Origin of the sequence: Mycobacterium sp., from assembly GCF_035506235.1 — a bacterium.
GTDB lineage: Bacteria > Actinomycetota > Actinomycetes > Mycobacteriales > Mycobacteriaceae > Mycobacterium.
The window spans coordinates 1-3,862 of sequence record NZ_DATJPU010000031.1 but is presented as its reverse complement, the minus strand read 5'-3'; the positions used below and the strand labels follow the sequence as shown (position 1 = coordinate 3,862).

General features: G+C 62.6%; 3 protein-coding genes, 1 tRNA gene and 1 pseudogene. 4 read left to right on the top strand and 1 reads right to left on the bottom strand.

Going from position 1 to position 3,862, the window contains the following annotated elements; translation table 11 throughout:
• From VMD50_RS03525 to VMD50_RS03510, 4 genes and pseudogenes are all read left to right on the top strand, one after another.
• Positions 1–270 (top strand): annotated as a pseudogene (locus VMD50_RS03525) (FtsK/SpoIIIE domain-containing protein); the annotation flags it as partial.
• Positions 267–1,631, top strand: a complete 1,365-nt coding sequence (locus VMD50_RS03520; RefSeq protein WP_325424905.1) for a replication initiator — start codon at positions 267–269, stop codon at positions 1,629–1,631. The pseudogene VMD50_RS03525 and the gene VMD50_RS03520, both read left to right, overlap by 4 nt.
• A 126-nt stretch (positions 1,632–1,757) precedes the next feature.
• The gene (locus tag VMD50_RS03515; protein WP_325424904.1) at positions 1,758–1,946 is read left to right on the top strand and encodes an excisionase family DNA-binding protein; all 189 of its coding nucleotides are present in this window, start codon (positions 1,758–1,760) and stop codon (positions 1,944–1,946) included.
• Positions 1,946–3,235 (top strand): tyrosine-type recombinase/integrase, encoded by a 1,290-nt coding sequence (locus tag VMD50_RS03510; RefSeq protein WP_325424906.1) that lies wholly within the window; start codon positions 1,946–1,948, stop codon positions 3,233–3,235. Before VMD50_RS03515 ends, VMD50_RS03510 begins: the two co-directional genes overlap by 1 nt.
• A 488-nt stretch (positions 3,236–3,723) precedes the next feature.
• Here VMD50_RS03510 and VMD50_RS03505 read toward each other — a convergent pair.
• Positions 3,724–3,799: transfer RNA gene (locus VMD50_RS03505), tRNA-Ala, on the bottom strand.
• Positions 3,800–3,862 lie beyond the last annotated feature (63 nt).

Below are 3,862 nucleotides of genomic sequence, written 5' to 3'. Positions count from 1 at the left end.
CTACGCATGACCGAAGCTACCCAAACCGCGATGGCGCTCGGCCAGGGCGCCCGCGAGGCTGGGGCCGAATGCGACCTCATCGCCGACACCACCCCGGGTGTGGGCTACGTGATGATCGACGGCACCGCCGAACCGCAACGCGTCCGCGCGTTCTACGTCACCGACGCCGATATCACCGACCTCACCACCCGATTCGCCCCTACCCAGGCACGTGGCAACGAAACCGATCACGACATCAACGACGCCGAACGAGACGCGAGCAAGCAGTGAACGCGCCAGCCCGACTGCCAGGCCTGCCCGACGGTATCGACCACGACGCAGTGGTCAACCAGATGATCCGCAGAGCCCGCTCGGCAGGATTCAACACCTGGTGGCAGCGTGTGCAAGTGGCTGGGTTCTGCGCCACCCCCATCCACCTCACCGGACACGATGAACTTGGCAAAGAACACCAGGTCTTCACCCGCTGCAACAACCGGCGAGCAATCGTCTGCCCGTCGTGCTCGGACCTGTACTCGCGGGATACCTGGCAGCTCATCCACGCCGGACTGCTCGGCGGACACCACGAAGTCCCCGCCACCGTGGCCGACCACCCCCAAGTGTTCGTCACCCTCACCGCGCCCAGCTTCGGTGCCGTCCACACGATTCGCGCCGCAGGTGGCTGCCACCCGCAGCGCGCCCGTGACCGCGAGTGCCCGCACAACGCACCGCCGGGGTGCGATAAGTCGCACCCCGATTCCGACCCCAAGCTCGGACAACCCCTATGCCGTGACTGCTACGACTACGACGGACACGTCTTGTTCTCCTGGCACGCCCCAGAACTGTGGCGGCGCTTCACGATTCGACTGCGCCGCCTACTACGGCGCGAGCTACGTCGCCGGACTGAACCGCCCGATCAAACACGGATCTCCTTCATGAAAGTCGTTGAACTACAACGACGAGCACTCCCCCATTTCCACGCCGTCATCCGGCTAGACGGCCCATCCGAGCGTGGTGAACCACCGTCAGCGCCCGACACGACCCTCAGCGCACACCACTTCGCGATCCTTGTTCGTCAGGCCACTACAGAGACTGCGCTCGTCTTGCCGGGCGACAGGACCCTACGGTTCGGCGAACAGATCGACATCAAAACCATCACCACCGCCAGCCGGAAAGACGACAACGACAGCCAGATATCCGGTCGCCAGATCGCTGGCTATCTCGCAAAATACGTCACCAAATCGGTCGCAGATTTCGGTATCGGAGTTCGGCGATTCAGTCCCGCCGTCATCGACCAACTCGACATAACAGAACACGTCCGCGACATATTGAGAACAATTGTCACGATCTCCAAGGAAGAACCCTACGCAGACATTCTGAACTGGATTCACACGCTCGGATATCGCGGCCACGTCATCAGCAAGTCACGTCAATTCTCGACAACGATGACCGCCCTTCGCGAAAAGCGCACAGAGTGGGGCAAATCGGAAGCATGCCCAGCGATCAGCGGAAGCCGAACCGACGAACTAATCCCCTGGCAGTTCCACCGTTTAGGTCTCGACAGCCTCGGCGATCGAGCCCTGATCGTCTCCGCATCCAACAGTGCGCGAGACCAACGCATCGCCGCATTGCAAGCGCGAAAGGAAGGGGCCTGAACCATGACGGAATTATGCCCGCGGGCAATCTTGCGCACCCAGCACGACCGACGAGTCGTACGCTGGAACCAATCGCGCGGTATTACGCCCGCCGTCGGGCCCGTGGCGTAGGTATCGAGGCGAATCATGCTCGAAGACCAAGGAGAGCTGATGACCGTTCAGGCAGCTGCCGAACGGCTCGCCGTCAGCCGATGGATGATCTACCGATTGATTTGGGACCAAAAGGTCAAGTCTGTGCAGATAGGGCGATGCCGGCGGATCGTCCGAAAGTCATTCGACGACTACATCGTCAGCCTCATCGATGGCGCTGCGTGATGGCGCCGCGAAGGCATACGAAGAGAAACGCCAACGGGGAGGGCGGCGTTTACCGCCGTCCCAACGGCAGCTGGGAGGCGAAGTTCTTCGCCGATACGCCGGACGGTAGGCGCAAGCGGATCAGCGTGTACGTTAAGACCGAGCGCGAAGCGCTCGACGAGCTGAACAAGCTGCGCGACCAGCATCGGCGCGGGATCCCCATAACCACCACGACATGGACGCTCGCGGATTACATGTCGTATTGGCTCGAACACATCGCCGAACCGAGCATCCGTCGGACGACTTACGCCACCTACGAGGGGGACGTGCGTCTGCATATCATCCCGGGTATCGGCAAGCGGAAGCTGAAAACCCTGCAGGCATCCGATATTCGGGTTTGGTTGACCCAACTGCGGACGCGGTGCCAGTGCTGCGCTCAGAACAAGGACGCCAACCGAACAACGCCGCGGTGCTGCGCGAAAGCCGACCCGCAGTGCTGTCAGGCCGTGCTGTCGTCGAGCTCGATCCGTCACGTCCTCAGGGTCTTACGGGCTGCGCTGCAAGACGCCGTCAACGAAGAACTTCTTAGCCGCAATGTGGCCCGGCTGGTCCAGCTGAGGGTCACCGATGACCGAAAAGTCCGCAGTTTCACCCGAGCCGAGGCGCTCTCTTTTCTCAAAGTCGCGGAGCAGCACAGGCTGTACGCGCTGTGGGCGGTGGCCCTGGCGATGGGGCTGCGTCGGGGCGAGGCGCTGGGTCTTGCCTGGGCCGACGTCGACCTGGACGACGGCCGTCTCACGATCCGCCAGGCGCTGCACCGAGTCGACGGTGAGCTGCGACTGGAGCAAGTCAAAACGGAGGCGTCGGTCGCCGTGCTGCCCATCCCGGCTCCGTTGGTGAGCATTCTGCGTGGCCATCGCAGCAGACACCTCGAAGAGCGCTTCGCGGCCGGCTCTGAATGGCAAGACACTGGCCTCGTGTTCACGTCGGCAACCGGCGGATTCCTCGAACCACGCAATATCAATCGCGTGTTCCACACCCTGTGCGCCCGCGCAGACGTCCCGCAGCTCCGTGTGCACGACCTGCGCCACTCCTGCGCCACCTTGCTGTTCACGATGGGAGTACCGCCGGTGACCGTGCAGCGGATCCTCCGGCACAGTTCGATCACGGTGACCACCGGAACCTACGTCGAGGTGATCGAGGCTGTGCAGCGTGATGCCCTGGACTCGATGGGCACCCTATTCGAACAGGCTGGCGCCGAATTGTCAGGCCGGTTGCCGTCACGGATGTCTTCCAACGGCCGAAAATAACGGCTTTCTCATTACGAATGAGCCGAACAGGTTAATCGGCGTCTCTAGCTTCGAGGTGTCGGCAGGGCGCATACGGGGGCCAGGCAATGGCCTGGCCCTTGAAGCCCTGGCGTAGAGCCGGCAGAGGCTCGCAGGTCAAGGGTGGCGCATCGCGCCAGCACGACGTGCCTCCGCAGGAGCCCTTGAGGTGCGAGGGGCGGCTCGCAAAATCGCCCTGCGGACACCGGTCGCGAGCAGCGGCCCGGGCGAAGCATCACGCAGCCCACGACATCGACGGCGCGCTCGCCCGCCGCTCTCAATGACGACAACGCCGGGACCTACGTCGAGGAGATCGAGCCGGTGCAACCTGCTGCGTTGGACTCGATGCAAACCCTGTTCGAACGAATTAGCGACCCGGCAACACGCCGGTTGTCGTAAAAGTAGCCGCGGTTGTCGTATCTGTTGTCGTAAGACGCTCGAAAATCAGGCCCCTGAAACCATATTTCCGCTGGTGGAGCTAAGGGGACTCGAACCCCTGACCCCCACACTGCCAGTGTGGTGCGCTACCAGCTGCGCCATAGCCCCAAGTCGTGACAATCGAAGCTACACCACCGACAAGACGGGTTCAAAGTCCCTAGTCACCGCAGC

What these genes read in the sequence shown, in the direction of transcription:
- VMD50_RS03515 (WP_325424904.1), top strand. Translation starts at nt 1,758, where the DNA reads ATGCTCGAAGACCAAGGAGAGCTGATGACCGTTCAGGCAGCTGCCGAA.
- VMD50_RS03510 (WP_325424906.1), top strand. Translation starts at nt 1,946, where the DNA reads ATGGCGCCGCGAAGGCATACGAAGAGAAACGCCAACGGGGAGGGCGGC.